20 protein-coding genes, 1 tRNA gene and 1 pseudogene are annotated in these 26308 nt (G+C 57.0%); 9 read left to right on the plus strand and 13 right to left on the minus strand.

Annotated features, from left to right (window positions below):
* Positions 1–4 precede the first annotated feature (4 nt).
* Positions 5–1570 (plus strand): hypothetical protein, encoded by a 1566-nt coding sequence (locus tag CCC_RS12510; RefSeq protein ID WP_041041660.1) that lies wholly within the window; start codon positions 5–7, stop codon positions 1568–1570.
* A 147-nt stretch (positions 1571–1717) separates the two neighbouring features.
* The gene (fliD, locus tag CCC_RS12515; RefSeq protein ID WP_236686372.1) at positions 1718–2995 is read left to right on the plus strand and encodes a flagellar filament capping protein FliD; all 1278 of its coding nucleotides are present in this window, start codon (positions 1718–1720) and stop codon (positions 2993–2995) included.
* 63 nt (positions 2996–3058) lie between these two features.
* On the opposite strand, the gene CCC_RS22440 is transcribed toward fliD, so the two are convergent.
* Positions 3059–3382 carry a hypothetical protein gene (locus CCC_RS22440; protein WP_041041662.1) on the minus strand — a complete coding sequence of 108 codons (324 nt, stop codon included), beginning with the start codon at positions 3380–3382 and terminating at the stop codon, positions 3059–3061.
* A gap of 156 nt (positions 3383–3538) precedes the next feature.
* Here CCC_RS22440 and thiE point away from each other — a divergent pair, with 156 nt between their 5' ends.
* From thiE to CCC_RS12535, 3 genes are all read left to right on the plus strand, one after another.
* Positions 3539–4213: a thiamine phosphate synthase gene (thiE, locus tag CCC_RS12525; protein ID WP_236686373.1), complete on the plus strand. Its 675-nt coding sequence runs from the start codon at positions 3539–3541 to the stop codon at positions 4211–4213.
* Positions 4210–4791 (plus strand): LOG family protein, encoded by a 582-nt coding sequence (locus tag CCC_RS12530; protein WP_009865313.1) that lies wholly within the window; start codon positions 4210–4212, stop codon positions 4789–4791. Before thiE ends, CCC_RS12530 begins: the two co-directional genes overlap by 4 nt.
* Positions 4792–5032: 241 nt before the next feature.
* Positions 5033–5107: transfer RNA gene (locus CCC_RS12535), tRNA-Val, on the plus strand.
* 456 nt (positions 5108–5563) lie between these two features.
* Here the strand turns inward: CCC_RS12535 and CCC_RS12540 are convergent.
* Positions 5564–6061: pseudogene (locus CCC_RS12540) on the minus strand (transposase); the annotation flags it as partial.
* Between the two features lie 724 nt (positions 6062–6785).
* On the opposite strand from CCC_RS12540, the gene CCC_RS21220 reads away from it, so the two are divergent.
* Positions 6786–8339, plus strand: a complete 1554-nt coding sequence (locus tag CCC_RS21220; RefSeq protein ID WP_152619769.1) for an HD domain-containing phosphohydrolase — start codon at positions 6786–6788, stop codon at positions 8337–8339.
* Positions 8340–8394: 55 nt separating this feature from the next.
* Here the strand turns inward: CCC_RS21220 and CCC_RS21225 are convergent, their stop codons facing one another.
* From CCC_RS21225 to CCC_RS21230, 5 genes are read right to left on the minus strand one after another with little or no spacing between them, the layout of a single operon-like run.
* A complete protein-coding gene (locus CCC_RS21225) occupies positions 8395–10257 on the minus strand; it encodes a sensor histidine kinase (RefSeq protein WP_052473181.1) in 1863 nt (620 codons plus the stop codon).
* Entirely contained in the window at positions 10254–11090 is an 837-nt protein-coding gene (locus CCC_RS12555; protein WP_041041665.1) for a phosphate/phosphite/phosphonate ABC transporter substrate-binding protein, read from the minus strand. The genes CCC_RS21225 and CCC_RS12555 overlap by 4 nt, the downstream gene beginning before the upstream one ends.
* 14 nt (positions 11091–11104) lie before the next feature.
* Positions 11105–12262, minus strand: coding sequence for an HD domain-containing phosphohydrolase (locus CCC_RS12560; RefSeq protein WP_052473182.1), 1158 nt, complete (start codon positions 12260–12262; stop codon positions 11105–11107).
* Entirely contained in the window at positions 12259–13494 is a 1236-nt protein-coding gene (locus CCC_RS12565; RefSeq protein WP_041041667.1) for an HDOD domain-containing protein, read from the minus strand. Before CCC_RS12565 ends, CCC_RS12560 begins: the two co-directional genes overlap by 4 nt.
* 11 nt (positions 13495–13505) lie before the next feature.
* A complete protein-coding gene (locus tag CCC_RS21230) occupies positions 13506–16157 on the minus strand; it encodes a bacteriohemerythrin (protein ID WP_052473184.1) in 2652 nt (883 codons plus the stop codon).
* Between the two features lie 599 nt (positions 16158–16756).
* Between CCC_RS21230 and CCC_RS12585 the strand changes: the two genes are divergently transcribed.
* Positions 16757–17251 (plus strand): response regulator, encoded by a 495-nt coding sequence (locus CCC_RS12585; RefSeq protein ID WP_041041669.1) that lies wholly within the window; start codon positions 16757–16759, stop codon positions 17249–17251.
* 11 nt (positions 17252–17262) lie between these two features.
* Here the strand turns inward: CCC_RS12585 and CCC_RS21235 are convergent, their stop codons facing one another.
* The 4 genes from CCC_RS21235 to CCC_RS12605 all read right to left on the minus strand — a co-directional run bounded on the left by CCC_RS21235 (position 17263) and on the right by CCC_RS12605 (position 21427).
* A complete protein-coding gene (locus CCC_RS21235) occupies positions 17263–18225 on the minus strand; it encodes a DNA-binding response regulator (RefSeq protein WP_052473188.1) in 963 nt (320 codons plus the stop codon).
* A gap of 77 nt (positions 18226–18302) precedes the next feature.
* The gene (locus tag CCC_RS21240; RefSeq protein WP_052473190.1) at positions 18303–19466 is read right to left on the minus strand and encodes an ATP-binding protein; all 1164 of its coding nucleotides are present in this window, start codon (positions 19464–19466) and stop codon (positions 18303–18305) included.
* 61 nt (positions 19467–19527) lie between these two features.
* Positions 19528–20859, minus strand: a complete 1332-nt coding sequence (locus tag CCC_RS12600; protein ID WP_041041671.1) for a methyl-accepting chemotaxis protein — start codon at positions 20857–20859, stop codon at positions 19528–19530.
* 16 nt (positions 20860–20875) lie between these two features.
* Entirely contained in the window at positions 20876–21427 is a 552-nt protein-coding gene (locus tag CCC_RS12605) for a PAS domain-containing protein (protein ID WP_009865677.1), read from the minus strand.
* Positions 21428–22338: 911 nt separating this feature from the next.
* Here CCC_RS12605 and CCC_RS12610 point away from each other — a divergent pair.
* The gene (locus CCC_RS12610) at positions 22339–22551 is read left to right on the plus strand and encodes a hypothetical protein (protein ID WP_231920480.1); all 213 of its coding nucleotides are present in this window, start codon (positions 22339–22341) and stop codon (positions 22549–22551) included.
* A gap of 150 nt (positions 22552–22701) precedes the next feature.
* On the plus strand, positions 22702–23316 hold the full coding sequence (locus CCC_RS12615) for a LuxR C-terminal-related transcriptional regulator (protein ID WP_041041674.1): 615 nt from the start codon (positions 22702–22704) through the stop codon (positions 23314–23316).
* Between the two features lie 360 nt (positions 23317–23676).
* On the opposite strand, the gene CCC_RS12620 is transcribed toward CCC_RS12615, so the two are convergent.
* Together CCC_RS12620 and CCC_RS21755 are read right to left on the minus strand one after the other, a co-directional pair.
* Positions 23677–24567 (minus strand): response regulator, encoded by an 891-nt coding sequence (locus tag CCC_RS12620; RefSeq protein ID WP_009866918.1) that lies wholly within the window; start codon positions 24565–24567, stop codon positions 23677–23679.
* A 65-nt stretch (positions 24568–24632) separates the two neighbouring features.
* The coding region (locus tag CCC_RS21755; RefSeq protein ID WP_041041676.1) for a response regulator at positions 24633–26308 on the minus strand (1676 nt) is incomplete at its 5' end.

A 26308-nucleotide genomic window follows, 5' to 3' on the forward strand; every position in this document is an offset into this window, starting at 1 on the left:
CGTCATGGCCTGGGACCCGGCCCAGCCCTCCGAACTTCTGCTGACCACCGGCGGCGACGAGCGCCTGCGGGTCGATCCTGAGACCGGGCTGAACCGCTATGGCTGTTCGCCCCGCCCGCGCCCCTGGGCCATCACCTTCGCCTCGACCACCGCCACCTCTGTGTCGGAAGGCGCCTTCGCCCATGTGGAAGGCTTGCGCCGCCGTCTGAATGACGCCGCCAAGGCCGGAAGGCTGGACGAGGAATATGCCCTCGCCATGGAAGAGGTGCGCGGCGAAGTCCCACGCCAGTGCGGAACGGTGCCGGGGACCGAGGCCATTCTCACCCCCTCGGGCACCGATGCCGAGTTCTATGCCCTGCATCTGGCCCTGGCCGCCGACCGCCGGCCGCTGACCAATATCGTTATCGCGCCGGGCGAAACCGCCAGCAATGTGCTCCAGGCGGCCTCGGGACGCCATTACAACGCCACCACCGCCATGGGCCATCATGTGGGCGTGGACCAGCCCGTGGACGCCGCCACCGCCGCACGGGTCGAACTGGCCATTCTGCAGGTGCGCGACGGCGCGGGCGACCCGTTGCCCATGGAAGAGATCAACCGGGCCGCCGAAGAGCTTATCGAGCGTGAACTGGCCAGGGGGCGCCGCGTCCTGCTGCACCTTCTCGACACCTCCAAGACTGGACTGGTGGCGCCGGGGGTGGATTTCACCTTCGCCCTGGCCAGACGTTTCGCCGGGGATCTGGACGTGGTGGTGGACGCCTCGCAATTGCGCCTGTCCAAGAACAGCGTCGCCCGCTATCTCGGCCACGGCTTCATGGTCATCATCACTGGGTCCAAATTCTTTACCGGGCCGCCTTTCGCCGGTGCGCTGCTGGTGCCGCCCGCCATCGGAGGCCGGGTGCAACTGGGCCTGGCCGCCCTGCCCCAGGGCTACAACGCCTATACCGAACGCCATTGCTGGCCCGATGCCTGGGAGAACTGGTGCCGCCCCATGGGCGGCGAGGCCAATATGGGACTCCTGATGCGCTGGTGGGCGGCGCTGTGGGAAATGGCCGCCTTCCACGCCGTGCCTCCGGCCGAGGCAAGGCGCATCCTCGACCGGTTTCTCACCGCCATCCGTGCCGAAGTGACGGCAAAGCCCCGTCTTGGCCTATTGCCTTGTCCAGCGCCCGAGCGCGGCGCGGCGGGCTCCTGGGACGGGCTGGCCACCATTCTGACCTTCACCGCCACGCCGCCCAAGGCCAAGGCCCCGCTGGGCATGGAGGAGCTGCGGCGTCTCCATGTCTGGCTGAACCGCGACATCTCCCCGCTTCTGCCGTCCACGGCGCGGGAGAAGGACCGCCGACTCGCCGCCCTGGCCTGCCATATCGGCCAACCGGTCATGGCGGGCGAAACCCTGTCCGGCCTGCGGCTGGCGGCCGGCGCCCGACTGGTCTCGGGCGCCCGTCAGGCCATGGCCCGAGGCCGGTCGGTGGAAGCCTTCCTGGACATGGAAATCGCCGAAGCCAAGCTGGTCCTGGCCAAGCTCGACATGCTGCTGCGCCACTGGCAGCACCTGACATCGGCGGCCTGACCGGCAGACTTTGCCGGGTAATGGGCCTGACCGCATCAACTAAATTCTTATAAATCAATGCTCTATGAAGTGGCACGCCCATTGCTTGGGTGCTTGACAAGGATTCACACTTCAGTGGGCGCCCAAAGCGCCCCGGAGCATCAGGCCATGAGCACCAACGCCGTTTCCGCCCTCCCGACCGCCCTGGCGGGCTTGCTGAAGCAATATACCAGCCCCGCTCAGAAGAGCGACGGCACCACGGCCGCGACCACTGCCAGCGCGGCGGCCAGCCCCCTCAGCCTGGGACGCGACGAGGCCTTTTCCCTGTCCCTGGGTTCGGCCCAAAGCGGTCAGGCCATGGTGGGCTATACCCGGCTGGCCACCTTGGGCGGCCAGGCCGATGCCGACCTGTCGGCCATCGCATCGCAAAGCGCGGATTCAGGGTCGGCTGGCTCCGTTCAGGTGGAGGTGAGCCAACTGGCCACGCCCCAGACCCTGGTCACCTCGCTGTTCGGCGATCCGGATTCGGTCTCGCTGGGCACCGGCAGCCTCAGCGTCCAGATGGGCGCGGTGGATACGGAAACCGGCGCCTTCACGCCCCAGGGAAACCCGACCGAGATCTCCATTGCCGGTGGTTCGCTCAACGACATCGCCAAGTCCATCAATGATTCCGGTGCCGGGCTTACGGCCAAGGTGGTGGAATCGGGCGGCGGATTCGAGTTGGAGATCAGCGGCAAGGACACCGGCTCGGGCAAGGCTTTCGCCCTGTCGGGACTGTCGGAACTGGACTTCGATCCGTCGCACCCCGTGGCATCGCCCCTCACCCAGACCTCCGAGGCCGGCGATGCCCATTACAGCGCGGACGGCACCGACTACACCTGGCCCTCCAACACAGGCGTGCCGGTGGCCTTCGGCACCACGGCCAGTTTCACCCAGACGGGATCGCTGAGCGTCGACCGCTCGACGACCACCGACACCGTCCAGAAGATGATGAAATCCTTTAACGGATTGCAGCAGGCCATCGTCGAAATGACCGGCGACAAGGGGTCCTTGGCCGCCAACGCCAATCTCGCCGCGGGCATGTTCAAGCGCTTGGGCGATGCCGCCATGGCCGAGTATCAGACCGGCGGCGACGTCTCCACGCTGTCGGATATCGGCATTCAGGTGGAAAAGGACGGGACTCTCTCCGTCGATCAGTCCGTCCTGGCCCAGGCTTTGTCCAAGGACCCGTCCTCGGTCCAATCCCTCGTCGCCCAGGCGGCCAAGGGCATGGACGATTCCATCCGCCCCTATCTGGGCAACAAGGGCGCTCTGTCCTCCCAGGTCTCGGTGCTCGGCTCGCTGATGGGCCGGGGCGCCAGCCTGCTCGATTACCTCGGCGGTGGCGCCAGTTCGTCCAGTGGCCTGGCGGGCGGCGCTACCAGCCTGCTCTCCGCCCTGTCCTGATCCCACAACGCCAACGGCCCCCTTCCTCGAGCGAGGGAGGGGGCCGTCGTCATGAGAGGCGCGTTACTTGGCGGCGGGGGCTGCCGGAGTGGCAGGGGTCGCCGGAGTGGCCGGGGTCGCCGGGGCAACGGCCTTCTCGGCCTTCTTGCCATGCTCCTTGGCGTCCTTCTTGGCCTCCTTCTTGGCCTCCTTCTTGGCATGAGCGGTGTCGCTCTTGCCCTTTTGCACATTGGCGGCGGCGTCACTCGTTGCCTGGCTGGTGGCTCCGGCCGCGGCGGGGGCGGCGACAGTGCCCGCGGACGAGGCCGCCGTCCCCTGAGCCAGGGCCGCCATGGGGATCAGCGAAGCGGCAAAGAGAGTGGCGGCAATAAAGCGGGTGGCACGCATGACGGATTTCCTTTTCTAAAATTCTTTCCGAAGGCCATCACGGCGCGTTCGGTAGGTATAATGTGGCCCTGTCGCGTGGCGAAATAAGGGACGAATTGTGATTCTTTCAGGGCAGATCACGGCAGTTGCGCCACAATCGGCTCGGTGCCATGGTGCGTGTTCAACCCTGATCCCGCGAGGCCTGCCATTTCCGCCGATTCCTGCCGTCTCTACCTGATCACCCCGCCGGTCATCGAAAAGCCCTTCGAATGGGTTTCGACCCTGGAAGCCGCCCTGGATGCCGGTGACGTCGCCTGCCTGCAGATTCGCCTGAAGGGCCTGGACGACGATGCCATCGCCCGAATCGTCGATGTGCTGCGCCCGCCCGCCCAGCGGCGCGGCGTGGCGGTGCTGCTGAACGACCGCCCCGATCTGGCCTTCGAGACGGGCTGCGACGGCGTGCATGTGGGCCAGACCGATGCCTCCTACAAGGCGGCCCGCCAGGCGGTGGGGCCTCAGGGCATCGTCGGCGTGACCTGCCACGATTCCCGCCATCTGGCCATGGAAGCCGGTGAGGCCGGGGCCGATTACGTGGCCTTCGGCGCCTTCTTCCCCACCGAAACCAAGGAAGCCCCCACCCGCGCCGACATCGAGGTTCTCGAATGGTGGCACGGCCTGTTCACCGTTCCCTGCGTCGCCATCGGCGGCATCACGGTGGAGAACTGCCGCCCCCTGGTGGCGGCGGGCGCCGATTTCCTGGCGGTGTCGGGCGGCGTGTGGAACCACCCCGAAGGCCCCGAAGCGGCGGTGCGCGCCTTCTCAAAGATCATGGCCGAAGGCGCCAAGCGGTGAAGCGGGTCTGCGTCTTCTGCGGCTCCAATTCCGGCGCCAATCCGGCCTATGCCGAAGCCGCGGCCCAACTCGGACGCCTTTTGGCCGAACGCGGCCTGACCCTGGTCTATGGCGGCGGCAATGTTGGCCTGATGGGCATTGTGGCCGATGCCGCCCTGGCGGCGGGCGGCCAGGTGATCGGCGTGATCCCCGAATCCATGCTGAAATGGGAGGTGGGACATCCCGAGCTGACCGAATTGCGCGTGGTGGCCAGCATGCACGAGCGCAAGGCCGCCATGGCCGATCTGGCCGATGGCTTCATCGCCCTGCCCGGCGGGATCGGCACGCTGGAGGAATTGTTCGAGATCTGGACCTGGGGCCAGTTGGGCCTGCACGCCAAGCCGCTGGGCTTTCTGGATGTGGCGGGCTATTACGAGCGTCTGCTCGCCTTCCTCGACCACATGACGGGCGAAGGCTTCGTCAAGCCCCGCCATCGCGAGATGGTGGCGGTGCACGATGATCCCGCCGCCCTGCTGGGCTTGCTGGAAAGCTACCACCCGCCGGAGACCATCCGCGTCATCAACCGCGAGACGGCGTGAATGGCCGCTTGACAGGCCCGGCGGCGCGCCATATAAAGCGGCCCTCCTCGGAAGCGGCAAACATGCTTCCGCCGCAATGGAAATGGGCGATTAGCTCAGCGGGAGAGCACTCCCTTCACACGGGAGTGATACATTAAGGCAATCCGCCAGTTTGCGGGGAGCCAATCGGGACAGATTTCCGGACAAGTGCCGGATTTGCCCCAGCAGCGCCGTTGGGCTTCCAACGGTTGAAGATGTAGATGGGCGATTAGCTCAGCGGGAGAGCACTCGCTTCACACGCGAGGGGTCGCAAGTTCAATCCTTGCATCGCCCACCATCTACCCCTTGAATTCAAAGATAATTCCGCCTGCGAAAAAGTGCGTTTCAGGACAAAAGTTGTCCGGAAATGCCTATTCCTTCAGCCCAATTCGCCGTTGATCGGGTTGGAGCTAACTTTCTTTGACTGTTGCTCCAATAAAACTATACCGCTGAGGCCTCCCAGCGGCTTTTGACTTATCGAGAACGTAGCCAGGAATTTTTGTCGGCTAAAATGGCCGATCGTATGAACTCATGCTTAAAGACAAACTCCCGCTCTGCCCCTTGTCACTGCTTCCCGCCATCCTCTGGATTCGGCACAGCCTGATCCGCACCTATCGCAAAGCGAACCCCAGGCCCTCCCGCCCCCTCATATCGCCCCTCGGGAATGAACACGATCCCGGCGGCGACAAGAGTGCGCTCGAGTGACTCGACGGTTCGGCTATTCGCGCACCGCTTGACCGGTAGCCTCGTCAGGCAGTCCTTCGTCGCCCGGCACCGAGCGCTGCCGGTTGGCATCAGCCTTGATCATGCTGGCATCGACCGCGAAGCCCTCGCCGCCGACCAGCCCTTCCGCCATGCAGCGTTCCACCGTCGCTTCGAACAGCCGCCGCAGCAGGTCGCTGTCACGGAAACGGCCGTGTCGGTTCTTCGAAAAGGTCGAGTGGTCGGGAACCGTGCCCTCGAGTCCAAGCCGGCAGAACCAGCGATAAGCCAGATTGAGATGCACTTCCTCACAGAGCCGCCGCTCCGAGCGGATGCCCATGCAGTAGCCGATGATCAGCATCCGGATCATCAACTCGGGATCAATCGATGGCCGACCGGTCTCGCTGTAATAGGGACGTAGCTGCTCGCGGATGTCGCAGAGATCGACGAACCGGTCGATGGAGCGCAGCAGGTGATCCGCAGGCACGTGTCGCTCGAGGCTGAACTCGTAGAACAACGCCGGCTGGTCGATGTGGCGCTCCCCCATCATTGGCTGATCTCCCGCTGCTCAGATCGATTGAATCAGAGCATCGGCACCTCAGCAACCGGGAGTTTTTCAACAGAATCTGCCATTTGCGGTCATCCACGATCCCTATGAACAAGCCCCCCTTGGTTCTGTCTGCCAACTTAGCAGCCTCCTTGGTGGCAATGAGTTACTGCTGCGAGTTGTGTCTGGGACTCCAATGAGCAACCACCACATTTCCCGTGCCTAATTCAAAATTTCAACTTTACAAAATGTCGAAGAGGCAGTGTCAAACGGGACTAGTGTGAGAAAAATATTTCAATAAAGTTGTTATGGATAGCAGCTCCCTTGTTTGGTCGCCACCAATGGAAATCACACATAAAAAAATTGATATCGGCCTCATTTTATACATGAAGGTGTGCGGCGGCGTATATTCGACTATAGTCACAGATTCCGCAGCCGCGTCAATCATTCGACTAAAAACACAAGCATCGCATGTGCCATCTGGGGCCATTTATATGGTGCCAGAATCCTGCAAGTCGGCGATGATTGAGTTAGCTGCCGGGAGCGCATGGCGAAAAGAATATTCGTTAAAATATATTCTTAAAAATTGCAATATCAATTAATTTGCACTGGCCATAACAATATGCGCAGCAATTTTACTTATATTAACAAATAATGTTATGCAGTTTTGTAGATTAAACATGGCCTAATGCTAAAATCGAAAGCGATCTGCGAGGGATAGTGCATTTTGAAAAAGGGAATTCTGCCAATGGAAGGGCCAGTTCTCATAGTCGACGACGATGCCAATTTGCTGCTGTCGCTGCGTCGCCAATTTGTCGGTAAATTTAACCTAGCAACGGCTCAAGGCGGGCCGGAAGCAATTGAGTTGGTGCGAACAGCTCAAGATCGAAACGCGTCTTTTGCCGTCGTCGTCTGCGACATGCGGATGCCTGAAATGGATGGGCTTCAGACACTAGCCCATATTCACGAAATTTCGCCCCAAACCATCTTGTTGATGTTGACGGGAAATTCAGACCAGCAGACAACGATCAATGCCATCAACAGTGGCCATATTTTCAGGTTCTATAACAAGCCATGTCCAATTCCGATTCTCGAAAGCGGAATAAGCGAGGCCATCACAAAATTCAAAATGCTTCAAGCCGAACACGAGATTCTGGAAAAGACCCTGGCAGGTAGCATCAAGGTTCTCATCGATCTCGTATCTTCTACTAATCCAGTCATATCAAGTCATGCAAGACGGATACGTGACTATGCCAGGAAGCTGACCTCTGATGGCCAGTTCCCCCGTCACTGGCAGTTGGAAATTGCATCGTCCCTTGCATTGATCGGCCAGCTATCGCTCCCAGTAGAATTGGTTCAAAAGCGGCACGCTGGCCAATCCATGAGCGTTGATGAACAATCAACGTTGGCCAGTGCCCCGGAAATAGCCCGCAACCTCATCACCAATATTCCGCGCTTGGGGAAGGTTGCCGAATCCATTTACCTCCAGGATCGTGGATTTGACGGTAGCGGCTTCCCTGACGGCGGCCCTGTTGGAGCGGACATTCCTCGGGATGCACGGATCCTCAAGGTGCTTAAAGACCTCAGCGAGGCCGTCGAAGAGATTGGCGCGCCCAACGAAAAATCTTTTGCCATTCTTGAGGGCAAGAAGGCGCAATACGACCCCGATATCTTTGATAAAATCCGCAAATGCCTTGAAGTGCCTCTGGCGGAAGGGCAAAACTCTTCCGATGACGATCGCATAGACAGACCGGTAGATGAAAACTCCGAATCTTCCTTACCAATCAAAAATAAAGCTGCCCGCAATATATCCGGAATTAGCTCTTTTCCCACGACAGAGACCGCCCGCAAAGCCACATTATCCAGAAAGCGTCGGCGCCACCGCATAATCGCCGTCATTATGGCTTCTATTTTTCTTGCCGCCACAGGAAGCATAGCAATCTTGTACGACAAGAGATCATCACCGCCGCTCAACGAGGTCAGTGCGTCCGAATTAATTTTGCAAATGCAAATGGCTGCGAAAGGTGATGTTGCTGCTGCGAGCAATGTTTACGGTGGAAAGTTGTTGGTCAAGGACGGAAATGTCCAAGTAGATGGCATTCCGCGATCAGCCTGTATTCAGGTCAGTTGGAAACTAATTAAGACCGGAATGCTTAGCATTAACGGGCTGGTTGCCCAGCGAGTTACAGGCACCTCCATATCAAAACAGTGCGACTCCACGAACGCGAACGTTTTGGCGTGGTCTCCCTACCAAGCCAACGAGAAAGCCGAGGAAGAATGAGCTCAAGCCCCCCCCCCAGTCCTCGAGATCGCTTTGATTTTCCCAAGGTGGAGACCTATGCCACCGGAAGCCGAATCGTGAATACGGCTCCTTCTCCGTTCAAACCGCCGACGATAATTTGGCCACCGTGCTTAACGACGACTACGTCATAGCAAATGGCCAGCCCCTGACCGGTACCCTTTCCGACGTCCTTGGTGGTAAAGAAAGGGTCGAAAATTCGGTCCTTGATGGCGTCAGGCACACCGGTCCCATTGTCGGAAAAACAGACTTCGACAAAATCCCCGAGATTTAAAGTTTCGACGGTTATTTTTCCTGGTTTAGGCTTTCCTGATTCATCGATGGCGTGGGCTGCATTGATGATAAGGTTCAAAAATACTTGATTCATTTCCCCTGGATGACAATTAACTTTTGGCAGTTTTGGATCAAGTTTAACCTCAAGTTTTGCGATATGTTTCCACGTATTCCGTGAAACCGTCACAGTGTTTTCTAAGGCTCGATTGATGTCGACCGTTGATTTCTGGGTCGTTCCTGGGTGGGAAAACTCCTTCATGGACAACACGATTCTCGCAACCTGCGTCACTCCCTCCAGGGACTGGGAAATAGCAGGAGGCAGCTCATTCATCAAAAAGTCTAGATTGGCCTGATCGACGCGGTCAAAATACTCCCGGATAAGCGGATCGCCGTTGAAGAAATGCTCCGAATTGCAAGCTAGTTTCCGCGCTTCGTCTAGAAGGGGGAGAATGTTTTTGGTGGCGTCCTGGATGAAGCTGAGATTGTCGCCAATATACTGGATCGGGGTGTTGATCTCGTGAGCAATACCTGCTGCCAATTGTCCGACACTGGCTAGGCGAGACGCCTGCAGAGCTTCACGCTGGGCTTCCTTGAGAGCCACAGTCCGTTCCGTCACGAGACGCTCTAACTCGGCATGCTGATCGGCGCGGATCCGCTCGTACTGGCGCCTCTGTGTCAGATCACCGATAGTCGCCACCACCATGCTTTGACCGCCTGCCGACACCCGACTGGCGGTGATCAATGCCGGAAATCGACTGGCATCAAATCGTGCAACCTCGATCTCCGCGCTTCCCACCTCCCCCAGGGCCTCAAACGGAGCCAGTTGATCAAAATTAGAACCAATAGCTCTGCTGGCCGGAGCTCCAAAAATGCGTTCGGCGGCGCTATTGAATGATTGGATGCGGCCTTGATCGTCCAACGTCAGAATAGCCTCCGCTGAATTATCGATGACCGCCTCCAGCCAGCGCTCGCTTTGGCGAAGGGAGGCTTCACGGCTGCCGACAGCATCACGCATGGTCCTGAAGGCGCTAACCAGCTTCCCTATCTCATCACTGGAGGGCATGGGTAAGGTGACGTCGTAGTCGCCTTCGCTCAAGAGGTGGCTGGCCTTGGCCAACTTTTTTATCGGCCGGATAACAGAGTTGTTTTGCTGCCACACCACAGCCAAGGTGCCAAACAGCAAGATCAACGCAACTATAAGTTCAAGCTGTTGTAAAACAGCAATGGCAGGGGCCACTAAGCTGTTTTCCTCCAGATCAACCGTCAACATACCTAATGACCGCCCCGCACCAGCCAACGGAACACTGAGGTGGGTCATCGCCTCAGCCTGCACGGGCTTGCCCAGGGGATAGAGCTGCTTTCCCTCTGGGGTGGTCAGGGTCAAAAACCGCCACCAGGGATGTTCTTGTCCAACTTCGGAAAGCGTCTCGTAAATCTTGGCCAGATCGCTGGCCAGTAGGTCCGGGACGATAGCCAGACCGACCAGGGTCAGCGCGCGCGTCTCTCCATTGACCCGTTCCACCACCAGCATCTGCTTCAATGAGGCAAAGGCGATGAAATGCATGACCGCAAGTACGCAGCCCGCTACGAGGAGAAGAGGAACGAGAAGCTTGACGCGAATATTCATTGGTCGACGTAAAACGCCTCCAGCCCAAGATGACGCAAGGTCTCATACTCCTGATCGCTGGCAGGCCCGACCAACTTGATCGGGACATCGGCGAGAAGCCTCACCCCCTGACGGTCCTGTCCAAGTTCCAGCAATGCCTTCTGGACACGTAGAACGGCTGCGGCAGGAACCCGCGGGTGAGCCGCCAGCGGGTGAGGCGGAAACCGGTCTGTTTCGTGAATGATGGTTAAGCCATCTCGGATTTCAGGCTTTAGCTGATCGAAGGTCGCACGGATTCCCCCCGCAGCATCCGTCTGGCCCAGTAAGACGTTTAAATAGGCCGAATCATGCGACTTCACATAGACCTCAGAAATTTTTATATGGAACTTGCGGACGAATTCTGCGCGTGGGATCAACGAAGCTCCCATGGCATTGGGCGCTGGGAACGCAACCTTCCGTCCATCTAGCATCGCCACATTGGTCAGGCCAGTGCCTTTCGCCACAACAACAACGCCATACAGATCGTTTTCCACGTCGCGGACAATGGCCTGATAGCCCTGGCGGCGATGGGCGACTACGTAATGATAGGGGTTCATATAGGCGAAGTCATAAGCCCCGGCATTGAGGGCTTTTTCAAAGGCGGGAATGGTCGGTTCCATCACCAGATGAAAGCGAAAGCCCGTCATGGGCTCAAGCCGCTCGATAATTGGGCGCCAAATGGCCTCGATGCGCCGATGATCGAACTGGGGCACGACCGAGATACTGTATGTCGGAGCATCGCCTGCCCGTGCTTCCGAATACAAGGCCGTCACGGCGAGCATCAAGATGGCAACTGCTTTGCGATAACCCGGCATAACCCTCTCCTGACTTAGTTAGTCCTGGGCCTCGAGGCAAAGCGGCGCACCATGATGGGCTCCTTCAGCCGCGCCATCGCGTTGATGTTTTGCAGTCTCAGAAACAGCAGATCACTGATGGTTTCACCGGCGGCAAGTACCAGCCGTCCACTCTCGAGCGTCAGATCGCTTACCAAGACATCACCTGCGCAAATGCCAGTTGCGGGAACGGCAATGCGGATTTCAGCCCCGTCATCAGACTGACCGCTAGGGGTTAAAAGACAGGCCCCAACTGCGGCAAGAACAGCGAGATCATATCCGCCCTCCTTTTCGAGCGCGACAAGGGCCTCCTTGGACGGATTAGCTCCAGCTATCCGATCCAAATTGAGCAGTACTTTGAGAATCCGCCCAGGCAGAGTGGCCAGGGAGCGTTGATCAAAATCACGTTCTCCCCCGGCGGAGAATTGTACGGCCCGAGCGACTGGCTCAAGGCGGGGAATCTTCTTGATAAGGGCCGCTCCGACGGCAGGAACGCGGTGGATCATCTCTTGTTCCATCGCAGAAAGATGCTGGCCTGCATGATGCCGAGCAAGCACTTCGGGAGGAACTGCAATGGCTCCCAGTTGAGACAACTCCGCCGCCATTTCTACAACCCACGCATCACCAAGCTTCATATGACGGGCAATCTCTACGGCCCAACCATGAATACGTCGGGAACGGTGAAAAATATCCGGGGCCACCAGCGACAGAACATCACTCAGTAAGGAAATGCTACCGGCCAAAGTTCCTTCCAGAAGAGCTCGCTCCCCCTGAATTAACTGGTGCTGGCGGATAGCCGCTTCGATGCCGTCGATAAGCGTCGCCATAGGGCACGGCTTGTTGAAGAAACGAAAAATCCTCCCGTCATTGATGGCATTGATAGCTGTCTTCTGGTCCGCATTGCCGGTCAGCATGATCCTAACCGTATCTGGCGATATCTCCTGAAGCCGACGGAGGACCTCAACACCGTCCATACCGGGCATGCGCATGTCGCAAACGGCGACCGCAAAAGGTCCAGAATTCTGGGCAAGGCCCAATGCCTCAATACCGCCCTCAGCAGTCATCAGATCAAACTTTTGCCCGAGGTGGCGGCGCAGGCCTGCCAGCAGGTTGACGTCGTCATCGACGATCAAAATCTTTTCGGCCAGCCTCATGTTTCGTACTCCTCACGTGCGCGCTCGGCGACGGCAATCCAATCCTCAACTCTGGAAACAGCGCCAGTTTTTTGCAAAAACACCATATCCAGCCCATTGATCCATTCGGCCTTTTCCGCTTTGCCTGAGGGCGGAGGTTTCACCAGATGCTGAGCCGCATGCACGGCGGTAATGGCCCCCATAGTGTGGGGAGAGAAAAACTCGCAGCGACTTGGTTCGTGATGAAAAAGTACCGCCTCAACGACCGGATCAGTAAAACCCCACAGCCCCAGAAGTGCCGCCCCCAATTCTGCATGACATGCTCCCAGCGCGTTCCGTTCCGCCGCTACGATGCCACCGCCTGAGCGGTCCAGCGTATTACGTAGATCGGCTATTTGGACTGGACATTTAGCAAATAAAAGCAGGGATCCAACATGGGATAGCATCCCGGCGCATTGAATGAGATCAATTTCATGCGGGTCAAGGCGGTCGCTTTCAGCGACCCTGCGCGCCAAAAGCCCGATCTGTAGGCTTCTTTTTTGCAATTGCTTGACGGCAAGGCAGTCAATTCCGGTACAACTGAACGACTCGAACACGGTCCCGAGGACGGTCAAGGTTCGAACCATTTCGAAACCAAGTAACTTCACGGCCTGCATTACATCCGAAATGGATGACGGCAGATAGAAAAATCCGGAATTGGTCAGCTTAAGCAAATTGACTGTCAGCCCAGTGTCCGATGAGATAATCCGCGCGACTTCGGCAGTCGATCCGTCTTGAGACTGCAGCGCACTGAACAAGTCCGTCAAAGCTTTTGGGAGGGCCGGAATGGAGGTCGCCCCTCCCACCAGGGCCATCAAATCTGCTGATCGAATAATCTGGCGCACGCCCAAGGAGCGCCTAATCGCCTCAGCCAGAGCATGAGGGGTGCAGGGCTTGACAAAGTACTGATGTGCCGGGCCAATGGTACGAAAGATTGCTTCGCGTTCAGAAAAGCCGGATAAAATTATTCGAACTGCTTCAGGCTGTATCGTTCTGACTCGGTCCAACAGTGTTGCCCCATCCATTCCAGGCATGCGCATATCGCTGACCACTACAGCTACTCGCTCCCGAGCAAGAATTTCGAGAGCTTCTGCGCCACTGGTGGCAAACACCTGATTCCATTCATTGCGTTGGCCATAAAGGCTTCTGCGTAAGCCGTCCAAGACGCTTTTCTCATCATCGACAAACAGAACGGTGGGAAGGGATGTGGTCATGAACCTTATCCTTACGATAAACTAGCGTCTTCAGACGAGGCTGCGGGTATTTCAATAGGCAGGCGGATCCGGAAGCACGCTCCTGACCCGGGTTCGGACTCTGCGGTGATCTGGCCCCCATGGCGATGAATGATTGCTTTGGTAATCGCCAGTCCTTGCCCCGTTCCCTGGCCAGGAGCTTTAGTGGTGAAAAACAGCTCAAAGATCTGCTTGAGATTTTCCGGCTCGATCCCGACTCCAGAATCCCTGACGGTTAATTCGACGCCATCACCCAAACTCTGTGTCTTCACTTTGATCCGGCCTAGAGATGAAGAGCCAAGTTCCGCTATGGCATGCGTGGCGTTAACCAGCAGATTAACAAGCACTTGGTTGATCTCGCCTTCGATGGCAGAAATTTTCGGCAGGTCAGGGTCTAAATCAAATTCCAACTCTGCCACATATTTCCATTGATTCCGGGTGACTGTGGCAACCACGTCAATCAGGTGATTGAGATCGATGGGATGCGGCAGTTTAGAACTGGGATATGAGAATTCCTTGATAGCCTGAACAATCTTGGCGATGCGAAGTGTCCCATCCTGGGCCTGTGCCGCGGCAGCGGGCAACTCGGCCTTGAGAAAGTCCAGGTCAAGGCCGTCTAGATTTTTTGTCACGGCGACCAAATCGCCTTCCGTTGATTTTGCAGCCTTCACGCTCTCGGCCAGATCAAGGAGGCTTGAAATTCCGTCACTCATAAAGGCGATATTGTCACTGACATATTGGGTCGGCGTATTGATCTCGTGGGCAATGCCGCCGGCAAGGGTGCCAAGGGCTTCCATTCTGTCCGACTCCGCAATCCGCTCGATCATGGCCGCTCGCTCTTGCTCGGCGATGATCCGGTCGGTGATGTCCTGAAGCGTCATGACGACCATCGCGGGGGCGGCGGAGTCTCTGCTGACCTCGCCCAGAACGTGGAGTGTCCGCGCCCCAATCCGCAATTCGAGTTCAAAGCAGGATCCCGACCTTCTCGAAAGCAGGTCCATAAGCCTGCCCCTGTCGTCGGATGCGACATTGAAAAACACATCCTCCTCCGACCCAGACTTCCGGGCGGGATCAATCCCCAGCATGTCCTGGGTGCCCTCGCCAAGCAAATAATCGCCAGTGATCAGGTTCAACTCGATGAACCCAAGCCTTGCGATGCGGTGTGCCTCGCTTAGTTGCTGCTTCGACCTAGCGATTTCCCTGACCAGCTGGGCCGAGTTGTTTGCCTTCTTAGTCAGACCGAATAGCCGCCACAACAACCAGACCGAACCGACCGACAACAGCAAAAATGCCGAGACGATAACAACGGCTTTAGTGACATCTGAGTGCCATTGGGCAAGGTAATCTTCTGTTCCCATCCCAACGACGAGATGGAACGGTGCCGCCGACAGGCGGCGATAGGCGTTGAGCCGTTCGACCCCGTCGCCGGTACGCTGTGTATGAAAGGACCTGGCCTGATCGCCCGAGGCGATGGCCTGCGCCAATTCGTCAGAAAAAACCTTGGTGCCGATCTGCTGGGATGGAGACGAACTGGCCGGATACCGGGTGATCATGCCCGTATCGCCGTCGCGCAACAGAGCGACACCATTTACCCCAAGTCTCGCCGCTGACAGCAGGCTATTGAAGTAATCAATATTGACTGTCGCGGATATCACGCCAGCGAAACTACCGTCTTGGCTGTTGTAGCGCCGTGACAGCGAGATACCCCATTCATGGTCGATACGCGTCAATATGGGATTGCTGACAAAAAGTCCGGAACGGCTATTCTCGCGGTGCACAATGAAGTGGTCACGATCGGAAATGGATGTTGATTCAGAGGGGAAGGTGCCGGAACCATACAAGATGGTGCCGTGCTCATCAGTTACGCGAAAATTGGCTAAACCCGAAAGCCAGGATTTTCGGTTGTCCAGAAAAATTTTGGCTTCCCGGTCCTCGATGCGCCCTTTTACTCGAAGTTCGTGCTCCAGCCAGTCCTCAATCTCGTGGAGGGTCAGGTCAATTTTACTGACTGATTCCGAAATATTGTGATCGAGCAGGAGAGCCGTACTTTCCACCGTGGCGCGGATCTCTCTTTCCTGAAGATTCCTCGTGGCGTTCAGGCCATAGGAGAGCAGCCCAACAACGGTGATGTCGACCGCCATCGTAATCAAGATCAGAGCAGCCATTACCGACCGGGACAACGTCACACTGGCGGCAATACGCTGTCGCCAGCTTGGAGACGATTTCGCAATCTCGCCCCCACCGTCTTTTCTCGCGACAAAGCGGGCGTAGTCTTTGTCACTGTTCTCGATATGAGAGCACAGCCAATTGCTGATGAAATTGAGCTCGCCGATCTCCAATTCATGCTTGTCATTGCTGTCGGCGCTGGCGACCAGGGCGTCCAATTGTATAAGCAGCTTTTGATGTTCGAGAACATGCTCGCCGAACCGCGGATACCCCCATTCCTCCAACAGGGATTCCTCGTGGCGGAGGTGATTTCGCATCGTCTCGGACACACGATGAATTGCATCAGCGGTGGCTTGCTTGTCACTGCACCGTTCCGTAGCCGCCCAGAGATCATTAAGAACGCCAAACAACGCCTGGTGTTCGGCATCAATTTCTGGAATCTGAACGCTGTATTGGGGGGCCCAGTGGAGAAGAGCCATCAGGATTGTCCTCGGAAATGATTAGATCTGTCCTTAGTCGGGTCTGAAAGTGACCCGCTTCCAATGATCCAGCTACTCCCATATGGGACTTATCAAGCCGCAGGTGACGATGGCCATAATGCCCCATGATCGCCGATAGGCGTGGCAGCCCGTCTTCTAAAGGACCCCATCATATGAACGCCCAGTCCCAGCCTAATTCGACTGCCTCCATGGGCCCCGGAAGTATGAAATCCCCATCGGTCGAGTTCTTAGGGCAAGACCGACGGCGCCACAGCCGCAGAATCGGTGATGGAATGGTTGTCATTATCGATAATCGGATATTCCCAATCTTCGACATCTCAGTTTCGGGCATCCGATTTCAGGGAGATGGCCGACAAGTGGGGGATATCATCAGGTTCCGGCTTGCTTGCCTTCAGAACATGAACGATTTTGTCGATTGTAAAATAATCGTGCGCGTTGCCGATGAAAACTCGATTAGAGCGGAGTTCAGGCCAACTTTTCGTCTTATGAAATTTTTACTTGGGCACTTTAGCGAGATCAATGGGCCTCGGCCACTGTTCTTTAGATAAAGACACAAGCAACTCGTAAGGCCGCAAATAATGCAAAAACCAAGCTTATTATTCGTTGACGATGAGCCGAACATTTTGTCGGCCATCCATCGCATCCTCAATCCGCACAGAGATAAATGGGATATAAATTTTGCCAGCGGCGGAGATGATGCTCTAGATTTTATGGCCAACAACATCGTCAATGTCATCGTCACTGACATGGCCATGCCTGAAATGGATGGGAAAAAACTAATCTACCGGCTTCACGAGTTGTTCCCCGACACGATTCCAATTGTTTTGTCCGGGCACTGGGATATCGCCACATCGCTGCGTGAACTTGGGCCCAATGTTCGTTTCCTCAGCAAGCCTATTAATCATGACCTGCTGGTCTGGGCGCTTAAAGACGCAGTCACTGACGCGCGCTTGTCACCCTCCATGCTTCTAGAGATCCCACAGTCACCACCAAGCGTCCAGGATCCGCTTTCAAAGAACTTGGACGCCCCCTATTCCAGCAGTTGGATATCCGTCGCCCCAAATGCAGACTGAATGCTCTGTCTCTAAAAGTAGCCGAGGATCATCCTGACAACATCAGATTGACGAGTTGCCCCGGTCTTGAGAAAGACCCTCTTGAGATAGTTCCGGGCAGTTCCAACGGCGATGCCCGAGACGGCTGCCGCCTCCTCCAATGAGCAACCCAACACGAGTGAATGGGCAATCCGTGCCTCTGCGGGGGTCAGGCCGAACAGTGTCGACAATTGCTCAGCCCCAGGAATGTTTTTGCTGAGGGGGTCGCGGAGATAAACGCTCACTTGGGCATCGTTCGCCTGACTGTTTGGCGCGCGACTGACTGTTGCGGATAAGGATGAACCAAGATTAGGGCGTTCGATCAGGATCGTCCCACCGCCACCACCTTTGGATGTGCCGCGAATTAAGTCATGAAATTGGGCGGTCTCCTCTATGGCCGCTAGGCGAAGAATCCGGTCCGCACCGACATACAGACCATCGGCAGCTGCGCATAAGTGCGCCGCCACGCTATTCATAAACAGAACATGGGCCTTGCTGTCTAGAACGAGAACTCCGACTGCAAGGGAGTCTAGCGCTATTCTTTCCGGAGATGAGCCCAAAAGGGATTGCGCCTTGCTCTGGTCATCTAAGGCGGCCGCAATGCCCTCCACCAGCAAAGGCTTTGGGCAGGGCTTGGGAAAAAACCTAAAAATCTCGGCACGATTAATGGCCTCTACGGCCACCCCCATGTCCGAAACGCCGGTTAGCATTATGTAAGTGGATCGCGGGGAAACCTGCTTCATCTTCACCACAAGCTCAATCCCATTGAGGCCGGGCATCATCATGTCAACAACAACGACGTTGAACGGTTGGGACCTAAAGAGTTCAAGAGCCCTCTCAGGGGAGTCGCAAAATGTCAAATCCCAGCGAAAATATTCTGTCGCTAAATTTCTTGATAGAGCCTCTAGGACATGGCCCTCATCATCAACAAATATAATGGATGGCTTGCCAGTCATTTTAGGCACTCACCTTGATGTGGTGACGTTTTGTGGCCGATCTCTCCCCTCCTCTGGTCAATGACTAAAGTAAAAACTTATCTCCCGAGAGACCCCCGGCTACTTTTGGGCAGTGTGAAGTTGAAGATTGTCCCGCCAGATGGATTCGCCTCATACCAGATCCTGCCCCCGTGATGGTGCACGATCCGCTTGCAAATTGCCAGCCCGACACCGTGGCCAGTATAATGGCCGTGCCCATGAAGGCGCCGGAACATGTCAAAGATATTGTGGTCAGTTTCTTCGACACCTATACCATTATCGGCTACTTTAAATACCATAACACCTTCGACTTCTGTGTGGAAAATGCGCACGTGAGGAATTGACATCGGAAGGCTGAACTTGATGGCGTTTTCAATAAGGTGCCGTAATAACTGAACAATAGCCCGTTCACTGCCGAAAACAGAAGGAAGCGCGGACACTTCCACCAGTGCGCAGGAATCAGAAATGTCACTCATCAGCGGCTCCAAGGCCAGTGCACAAGCCCGCCCCATGTTAACATCAGCAAATGCCGTGTGGTCGGTAGCGATCTGGGTGTAGGCCAAAAAGCCTCCGGTTAGAGCATCCATTCGATTGACGCCGCTAACGATGAATTGGACATACTCCGCAGCCTCACCGCTTAAGGACGGAGCATGGTGCCGATCCAGCAACTGAGCATAGGAAATGACTTGGCGAAGCGGTTCTCGCAGGTCGTGGGCCGCGATAAAGCTCAATCTCTCCAGTTCTTGTTTGGCCTCAGTCAAGTCCACCACCAACTGACGCAGCATGGCATTGTTACGCGAAAGAGCTTTTGCATTGGCCTTCTCCGCCTCTTCCATCGCCTTACGTGAGCCGATTGCCAGATCGATCCCTTCGATCAGGACGGGAATGGGGCATGGCTTAGTGAAGAAGCGAAAAACCTTGCCTTCGTTGATAGCCGCCACTGCCGTCTCCTGATCGCTATTCCCAGTCAACAGTATGCGAATGATATCGGGATGCCGTATCTGGAGCTCGTGCAGCAACTCAAGTCCGGTGATTTGCGGCATGGTCTGGTCGGTCACCACCACATCAACTGCCCGTCTTCCGATGATCTCTAGCGCCTCAACGCCGCTATGGGAGAATATCATGGTCCAATGTTTGTCATATTCGCGGAGCTTGCGCCTCAAGGCATCAAGCACATTCGGCTCGTCATCAATGAATAATATCGTTGGATTGTCGTATTCCATGGTAATTTCTATTTATTCCCTTGCGGCGCTCGGCAAAGTTCATTCCCCGAGCTTCCTGTCATCACGCACCGACCAGATTAACCCTAGCCATGAAATCGCGGATCTCTCCGTTCAGTTTTTCGGCATTTTCGGCACCTGCAGCCGCGCGTTCGAACAGGCGCTCGGCTACGGTTGCCGCCTGCCTCGAGGTTGTCGAGACCAGTTGAATGGAGGATGCGGAATGCTCTACGCTTTGTCGCACCTGGGCCGTGGCCTTGGCGATCAGGTCGGTAGCTGCGGTCTGCTGGTCGATGGCGCCGTCGACCTTCTGGGTTATCTGGCTGATCTGTAGAACGGTTCGTCCAATCGCTGCCATGACGTCAACGGCACCAGCCACCGAGCTTTGGATCAGAGCGATCCGCTCGCGGATATCGTCCGTCGCCTTGACCGCCTGAATGGCCAGCGATTTTACCTCATGGGCCACCACCGTGAATCCCTTGCCTGCTTCCCCGGCGCGGGCCGCCTCAATTGTCGCGTTCAATGCCAGCAGGTTCGTCTGGCCAGCGATGTCGCTGATAATGTCTACCACATTCTCGATATGTCGGGCGGTGTCGGCCAGATTGGCGAAGACCGCATTGGCGGCATCCACATCGGCGTCGGCGTCATTGGCAATGCTGGATGCCCGGGATACCTGGCCGCGCACATCGATCAGCGCCGCATGGAGCCCTTTGGTCGACGCCGCGACGGATTCTGCCTCGCGCAGCGTCGCCTGCGCCTCGTCGCACACCTTGGCGGACAGGGCCGATGCGCTGTTCACCTCGGCCTTCATGGCGTCGGCTTCGACCCAGGTGCCCTTACTGATGCTAACGCCCTCGTCGACCCGCGCATTGACCGCATCGCGGAATTGGCCGGCGAGAGAGCTATTTTCGCGGATCCTGATGCCCAGGTTTTCGGTCATACGGTTGATGGTCGTCGCTGAATGCCGATAGGCCCGATGCATGCCATCGACAAGTATGCGTCGATGGAACCGTCCCGCCGTAACCTCCCTTAGCGAGGCATTGCTTTCACGCGCGAAGGAATCTGCAGCATCAAGCACGTTATTGGTGGCGCGGCACAATCGACTCAGGGTATCGCGACCCCGCCCGATATCGACCAGCCTTTGCTCCAGATTGCCGACGGCGCCACCTTCCGGGACGCGAACTACCAGTTCGACGGTGGAATACGTGCGCCGAAGCGCGTACATGCTCCAGCCAAAGGCTACTACACCGCCAGCCGCCAGAACCAATCCATAGACCGGCAGGGTGGCAATCGCGATTATCGTGGCGCCGCCCCCGAGAATGCAGCAAAGGATCATTGTCAATGTCAGCGTGTTCAGGGGGGACGTAAACAGTGGATGACGCACGATGAAGTTCATACTGAAATTTCCTCATCTATATCGAGAAAATGAACTCGGAGTAGCTGAGGCCGGATTTCGCGATCTTTGACAGCAGGAATTCCAGACCGCGCTCGACGCCGTAGCGATCATGAGATTTCTCGATTACGTTGACCGCGTCATACAACGGGCTGATCGCGTCGACGGCCGTGCGAGACGGAGCTCTCCGGTTGGAGTGAAAGCCGATGATCTTGCCGGTTCGATTGACTGTCGGGGTTACGTGCGCGAAAACCCAGTAATGGTCACCACACTTCGCCCGGTTGATCACATATGCGAAGACCTCCTCACCCTTGCTGATAGTCTCCCACAGCAGTTTGAAGACAGACCTCGGCATGGCGGGATGACGGATGATCGAGTGAGGCGCGCCAAGAACCTCGTGCTCCTCATAGCCACTGATTTTCAAGAATTCTGAATTGACGTATGTGATCAACCCGCCCACATCCGTCTTTGAGACGAGCATTGCCCCGGAATCGAGATGCCGTTCCGTCCCGGTCACATTCTGCCGGATGGCCTTCGCCTGGAGAAACGCTTCCTTGGACGCCGTGGTCACTGGCCCCTTGAATGTAGAAATCCGCATAACGCCATGCCCCCATCCACCAAAGATCAAGAAGTACCGAGCCGAATGAACACCGGCAGGTCCAACTCTACCTTTATGCAGAAGGCCTGCCGCCGATACTCCCAAATGGGAGTGCCAAAATGCAGACGTTGAGTGTTGTTATTGTGGCGTCAAACTGCTTTTCGGTTTGTTGATGTGGGTACGCGCGTCAGCCGAGTGGTGATAGCATCGGCATCTTCACCCGGCCGACGCGCGAGGCAGAGGTCGTATATCGATACGCGACGGCAAACATCCTCGCTCGGGAGATTTGTGGGAGTTGAACCCGCGAGCTCCGAGATAATGGCGGAGAGGCGCATGGCGTCGAGTGGTGGAACAGTGATCTTATCAGCTACCGAGTTGGGTCAGGTAGAGCCGGTTGGCCCCGGCGCGGCAGGTGACCGCAGTACCCCCGGCAACCGCCAGTCAGCAGGAACGCCCGCTATGCCGGGTCAGTGCCGCTATCGGACCCAGACTGCTACTACCCCCGCAATAGCTGCCATCACAGCCAGCCACGCAAACCATGGCTTGGAGCGGCGGCGAATTGGCGGCGGCGCAGATAGACCAAAGTGACGCATGAGTGTTCCAAAATGCAGATGGCCGACCGGGTGGCTGTCGAAGCCGGCCCGGTCGGCCTCGCGGGGGGCCGAATTGGCGAAACTGCTCCCCTGAAGGAATTGTGCTCTATCTCCAAGAGCAGTCAAGCAATTGATACCGGCAGACAAGACGCGCGGTGAGCCCGTTGGCAGCCGCGCAGCAAGTGACCGCTACGCCCCCAGGTTGGGCTGATCCCAAAATCTTGGTTTCAATCTGTCACTTGATCAGACCGTCGTCAGTGTGCAATGAAACGCTCCCAAGGGGAGTGGATCATGAAAGCTGTTGCCCTCGGCGATCTTTATCAGAGTGACGGTCGGAGCCGGACGGTTTGGTCGGTGGACAGCATCATCGACGTCCCGAAGTCGGGAACCATGGTGCGGCTGGCGAAGATCGATGGTTATGGCTCGGTAACCGTCCATCTGTCTCAACTGGGAGTCGGCAGCGGCTTCACCAAGATCGATGAGGTTCTCATCCAGACCCGTTGACACGCCAAATGATGGAACTGCGTGTTTATAGTGTGTGCCCGAATTTCAAGTGGATCTGCATTATCGGGTGCATTCCAGACGGAATCGAAGCATACTTTGGGCGTGGCTCTCATATAGCCAACGGCGTGAAAGGTGGGCTTGGCATTTCCGATGAAGATCCTTATTGCCGATGATCACCAGTTGTTTCGCGAGGGTCTGCGTCACATCCTCACCCTGTACGTGGAAGCTTCGCAAATTGTGGAAGCGAGCAGTTTCGCAGAAGTCATTGAGGCGGGAGAACGTGAATCGGGCATCGACTTGGCTCTGCTCGATCTGACAATGTCCGGTGGGCCTTGGCCTGAATGTCTAAGGAAATTGCGTCATTTGCTTCCGTCCCCAGCGCACATCGTAATCGTTTCTGACGTCGCTGACCGGTCCGCCGTCAATCTTGCTATCGACCTCGGAGCGTCGGGTTTCATCACTAAAGCATCATCCAGCCAAGTTTTTCTGGCGGCGCTAAACTTGGTTGTGGCTGGCGGCATTTACCTTCCTGCGGAGTTTGCTGATCCCGGTAATCAGCTGGTTACTGCCACAGTCGAGGTGCCGAATATTACTCACCTCACTCCGAGGCAGCGTGAGATTCTCAGCCAATTAAAGACTGGAAAGTCGAACCGAGAAATAGCTACAGATCTTGGTCTGGCTGAGGGCACTGTGAAGCTTCATGTAACGAGCATACTAAAAGCTTTGTCCGTTCGATCTAGGACACAAGCCGCTTTGCTTGCTTAAAAATTGCCGTAATCTGTTCGCAGATGACTGCGGATTGCCCGGAGTTGACGGCGCGGCCCGTGTGAAGTGCTGTCTCGCCGAATGACCTAATTGGGTCATGGATAGCCGATTGGTCCCGGCGCTGTTTCAGACCGCTCTACCCCTGACACCCGTCGTTCGCCGAGAACGGCTGCTGCGGCCCCGTTGTGCCATGACCGGACATAGTCAGCACCCGTTACCACCACGACCAAGCCACTCGGCCTCGACGAGGATGGTAACTGCCTTCACCATTGTTGTCCGTTCGCCAGGTTCCTCATCACAAACATCCTGGCAGAATATTCCACTGGCCCGATCGTGTCTCTTAATGGCGATAGAAAGCTCTTAACAATCGCGCCGGACGGGAGCCCTCGCAATGACGACGTTGCCTCGTCCCTGATATTCCAAGCGGGAGAAGCTGGCGGCGTTCGCCATGGCGATGCCGCGACCATGCAGGTCGAAGGCGCGCGCGGGCTCCATTTGCATGAAGCGTCCGGGATCGAACCCATCACCCTCGTCCGAAATCACGAAAACGACGTCCTCGCCATCGTGGGACGCGCGGACGCGCGCCACGCGGCTTGACCACGGCGCGACGCCGAGACGGCGGCTTATCTCTTGTTCCCAACGCCATGTCTTCCGCAATTCCGATTTCTCGGTATAGCTGATGCCGAGATTGCCGTGCTCGACCGCGTTGATCATCAATTCCAGCAGCCCCATGCCGACATCGTCGGGCCTGTCGCAGAGCTCGGCGAGAACGGCGGCCAATGAGCGAACATCATCCAGCGTTCGAAACATGAAATCGCCGCTTGTCATAAGCGACAAGGCCACGGCGACGTTGGCCTTGGAGTCCCTCAGGCTCTTGCGTTCGGCGATGTCTGCGACAATTCCGGCCACCAGCGGGCAAAGCAGGTCCGGATAAACGGGCTTGCACAGATAGTAGTGGGCTCCGGCCTCCAAGCCTTCCCGTATTTCGTCCTGCGACGAGGCGGAGGTCTGGATGATCACCGGAATTCCGTATAAGGCGGCGTCGCCCTTCATGCGGCGAAGCAGGCCAAGCCCATCCAGACGCGGCATGACCCGGTCCAGCAGAACTAGGTCATGCTTGTAGGAGTTCAATTTGTCCCAAGCGTCCTCGCCGTCGACGGCAAGGTCAACGCTGTAACCGGCGCCGATCAAGGTCTCGGAGAGTAGTTCTAGACAGATTGGGTCGTCATCCACGACGAGAATGCAGGTCATGCCCCCTCCTTGCCGGGAATCGACGTCCCCATCTCCAATATCGGACGCCTACCCAGGCTGAACGTTCATTGCTTGGATCCGCCCCGAACGGCGCTTCTGAGCAGAGCCAATGCCTCCTCAAAAGCGAAGTCTTCGATGTTCTGAGCGATCGCGGCGGCTTGACCGCCAATTGCCGCCCGAAAAATGGCCTCATTGTCGCGATAGAGATTTCCCGCCGCCATGTCGTCCATGGACAGAAGTTCGTCAAGTCGACTCAAAAGAGTTTTGGCGGCGGCTTCATCAAAATCTTCGCCCCCAGGCCCCTCGCCATGTTCAGCTTCTCTCGGAGCCGCCACGACAGGCCGTAGCCGGTCGCACATGACCTGGAATTCGGCTTCAAGCTGACGTGCCTTATGCGGAATGTCGGCGGATACTTCGTTCGGAGAATTCTTGAGAGCAGCTTCAATCTCGGCGGCGATCTGGCGAAGGCCCTCGATTCCCAGAGTTGCCGACATTCCCTTCAGGGTATGGGCAATCCTATGCGCCGCGTGAATGTCACCCGAGGAGAGGGCCTGTAGCAGATGCTTGCCGTCCTGATTATCAATAAACTTCGCCAAGAGCCTGAGATAAAGGTCAAAGCGCCCATTGGCCGCCTTGAGGCCCGCAACCACGTCAAGACCGTCGATTAGACCCAGCTTGTCGCGAGCAAGGCTGTAATCCACCTCGTCGGCATTTTTCGGGCTGGACCTCAGCGGGTTAGATCGTTCACCACGGCCATCGGTTGCCGGAAGCCATTTCAGCAAGGTCAGGTAAAGCGCCTCAGGGTCCACCGGCTTGGCGATGTGATCGTTCATGCCCGCGTCGAGACAGGCATTGCGATCTTCATCGAACGCATTAGCCGTCATAGCCAGGATGGGGGTTTTCACGTGATTCGGAAGCTTTCGAATCGCGCGTGTCGAGGCCAATCCATCCATGTTCGGCATCTGCATATCCATCAAGATGACGTCATATTGGCCTTGGGCTGCCTTATCCAATGCGACTTGGCCATCTTCCGCAACATCGACATCAAGGCCGACGGCACAAAGAAGTTCGACTGCGACCTCCTGGTTCACCAGATTGTCCTCGGCGAGCAGAATACGGCCGCCGCCTCGATGCAGAAGAACGGACTCGGCTTCTCCCGCGGCAAGCCCGCCCATGATCGTATGCTTGCCGGAAAGCGCGTCCTGCAAGCCATCGAACAGCCGGGACGGCGTCAATGGCTTGAGCAACATATTGTGAAACCCGGTCTCGGCCAGCACATCGGCGGAGACGCTATCGCCATAGGCTGTGACCAGCATCCTTGCTGGCTGACGCGAGATCGGCAGCAAGAACAATCGCCGCCCCAATTCAAGCCCATCCATCCCAGGCATCTGCCAATCGATCAGAAGAATGTCGAATGGTTTTTTGGAGGCGTCGGCTTCTTCCACAGCGGCGAGAGCGGAAACGCCATCAGCAACAGCCAAAACCTGCAGACCAAGCATTTCCAGCATGCCCACATGGGCCTCTAGGGCATCACTGAGATCATCAACCACAAGAGCACGCAGGCCGCTGGCCTCGACCCGCTTGGACGGAAAATTCCCACCACCCAGGGGAAATGATAAGGGAACTTCGATCCAGAAGGAACTTCCTTGGCCAAATTCGCTGTCTACGCCGATTCGCCCCCCCATCATCTCGGTCAAACGCTTGGAGATCGCAAGACCGAGACCAGTACCCCCATACTTCC

It is taken from the genome of Paramagnetospirillum magnetotacticum MS-1 (assembly GCF_000829825.1).
GTDB lineage: Bacteria > Pseudomonadota > Alphaproteobacteria > Rhodospirillales > Magnetospirillaceae > Phaeospirillum > Phaeospirillum magnetotacticum.

Bases quoted from the DNA above. Each gene is read 5' to 3' on its own strand.
- CCC_RS12510 (WP_041041660.1), top strand. From the start codon at position 5: ATGGCCTGGGACCCGGCCCAGCCCTCCGAACTTCTGCTGACCACCGGC.
- fliD (WP_236686372.1), top strand. From the start codon at position 1,718: ATGAGCACCAACGCCGTTTCCGCCCTCCCGACCGCCCTGGCGGGCTTG.
- CCC_RS22440 (WP_041041662.1), bottom strand. From the start codon at position 3,382: ATGCGTGCCACCCGCTTTATTGCCGCCACTCTCTTTGCCGCTTCGCTG.
- CCC_RS21225 (WP_052473181.1), bottom strand. From the start codon at position 10,257: ATGAATATTCGCGTCAAGCTTCTCGTTCCTCTTCTCCTCGTAGCGGGC.
- CCC_RS12555 (WP_041041665.1), bottom strand. From the start codon at position 11,090: ATGCCGGGTTATCGCAAAGCAGTTGCCATCTTGATGCTCGCCGTGACG.
- CCC_RS12560 (WP_052473182.1), bottom strand. From the start codon at position 12,262: ATGAGGCTGGCCGAAAAGATTTTGATCGTCGATGACGACGTCAACCTG.
- CCC_RS12565 (WP_041041667.1), bottom strand. From the start codon at position 13,494: ATGACCACATCCCTTCCCACCGTTCTGTTTGTCGATGATGAGAAAAGC.
- CCC_RS21230 (WP_052473184.1), bottom strand. From the start codon at position 16,157: ATGGCTCTTCTCCACTGGGCCCCCCAATACAGCGTTCAGATTCCAGAA.
- CCC_RS12585 (WP_041041669.1), top strand. From the start codon at position 16,757: ATGCAAAAACCAAGCTTATTATTCGTTGACGATGAGCCGAACATTTTG.
- CCC_RS21235 (WP_052473188.1), bottom strand. From the start codon at position 18,225: ATGACTGGCAAGCCATCCATTATATTTGTTGATGATGAGGGCCATGTC.
- CCC_RS21240 (WP_052473190.1), bottom strand. From the start codon at position 19,466: ATGGAATACGACAATCCAACGATATTATTCATTGATGACGAGCCGAAT.
- CCC_RS12600 (WP_041041671.1), bottom strand. From the start codon at position 20,859: ATGAACTTCATCGTGCGTCATCCACTGTTTACGTCCCCCCTGAACACG.
- CCC_RS12610 (WP_231920480.1), top strand. From the start codon at position 22,339: ATGAAAGCTGTTGCCCTCGGCGATCTTTATCAGAGTGACGGTCGGAGC.
- CCC_RS12615 (WP_041041674.1), top strand. From the start codon at position 22,702: ATGAAGATCCTTATTGCCGATGATCACCAGTTGTTTCGCGAGGGTCTG.
- CCC_RS12620 (WP_009866918.1), bottom strand. From the start codon at position 24,567: ATGACCTGCATTCTCGTCGTGGATGACGACCCAATCTGTCTAGAACTA.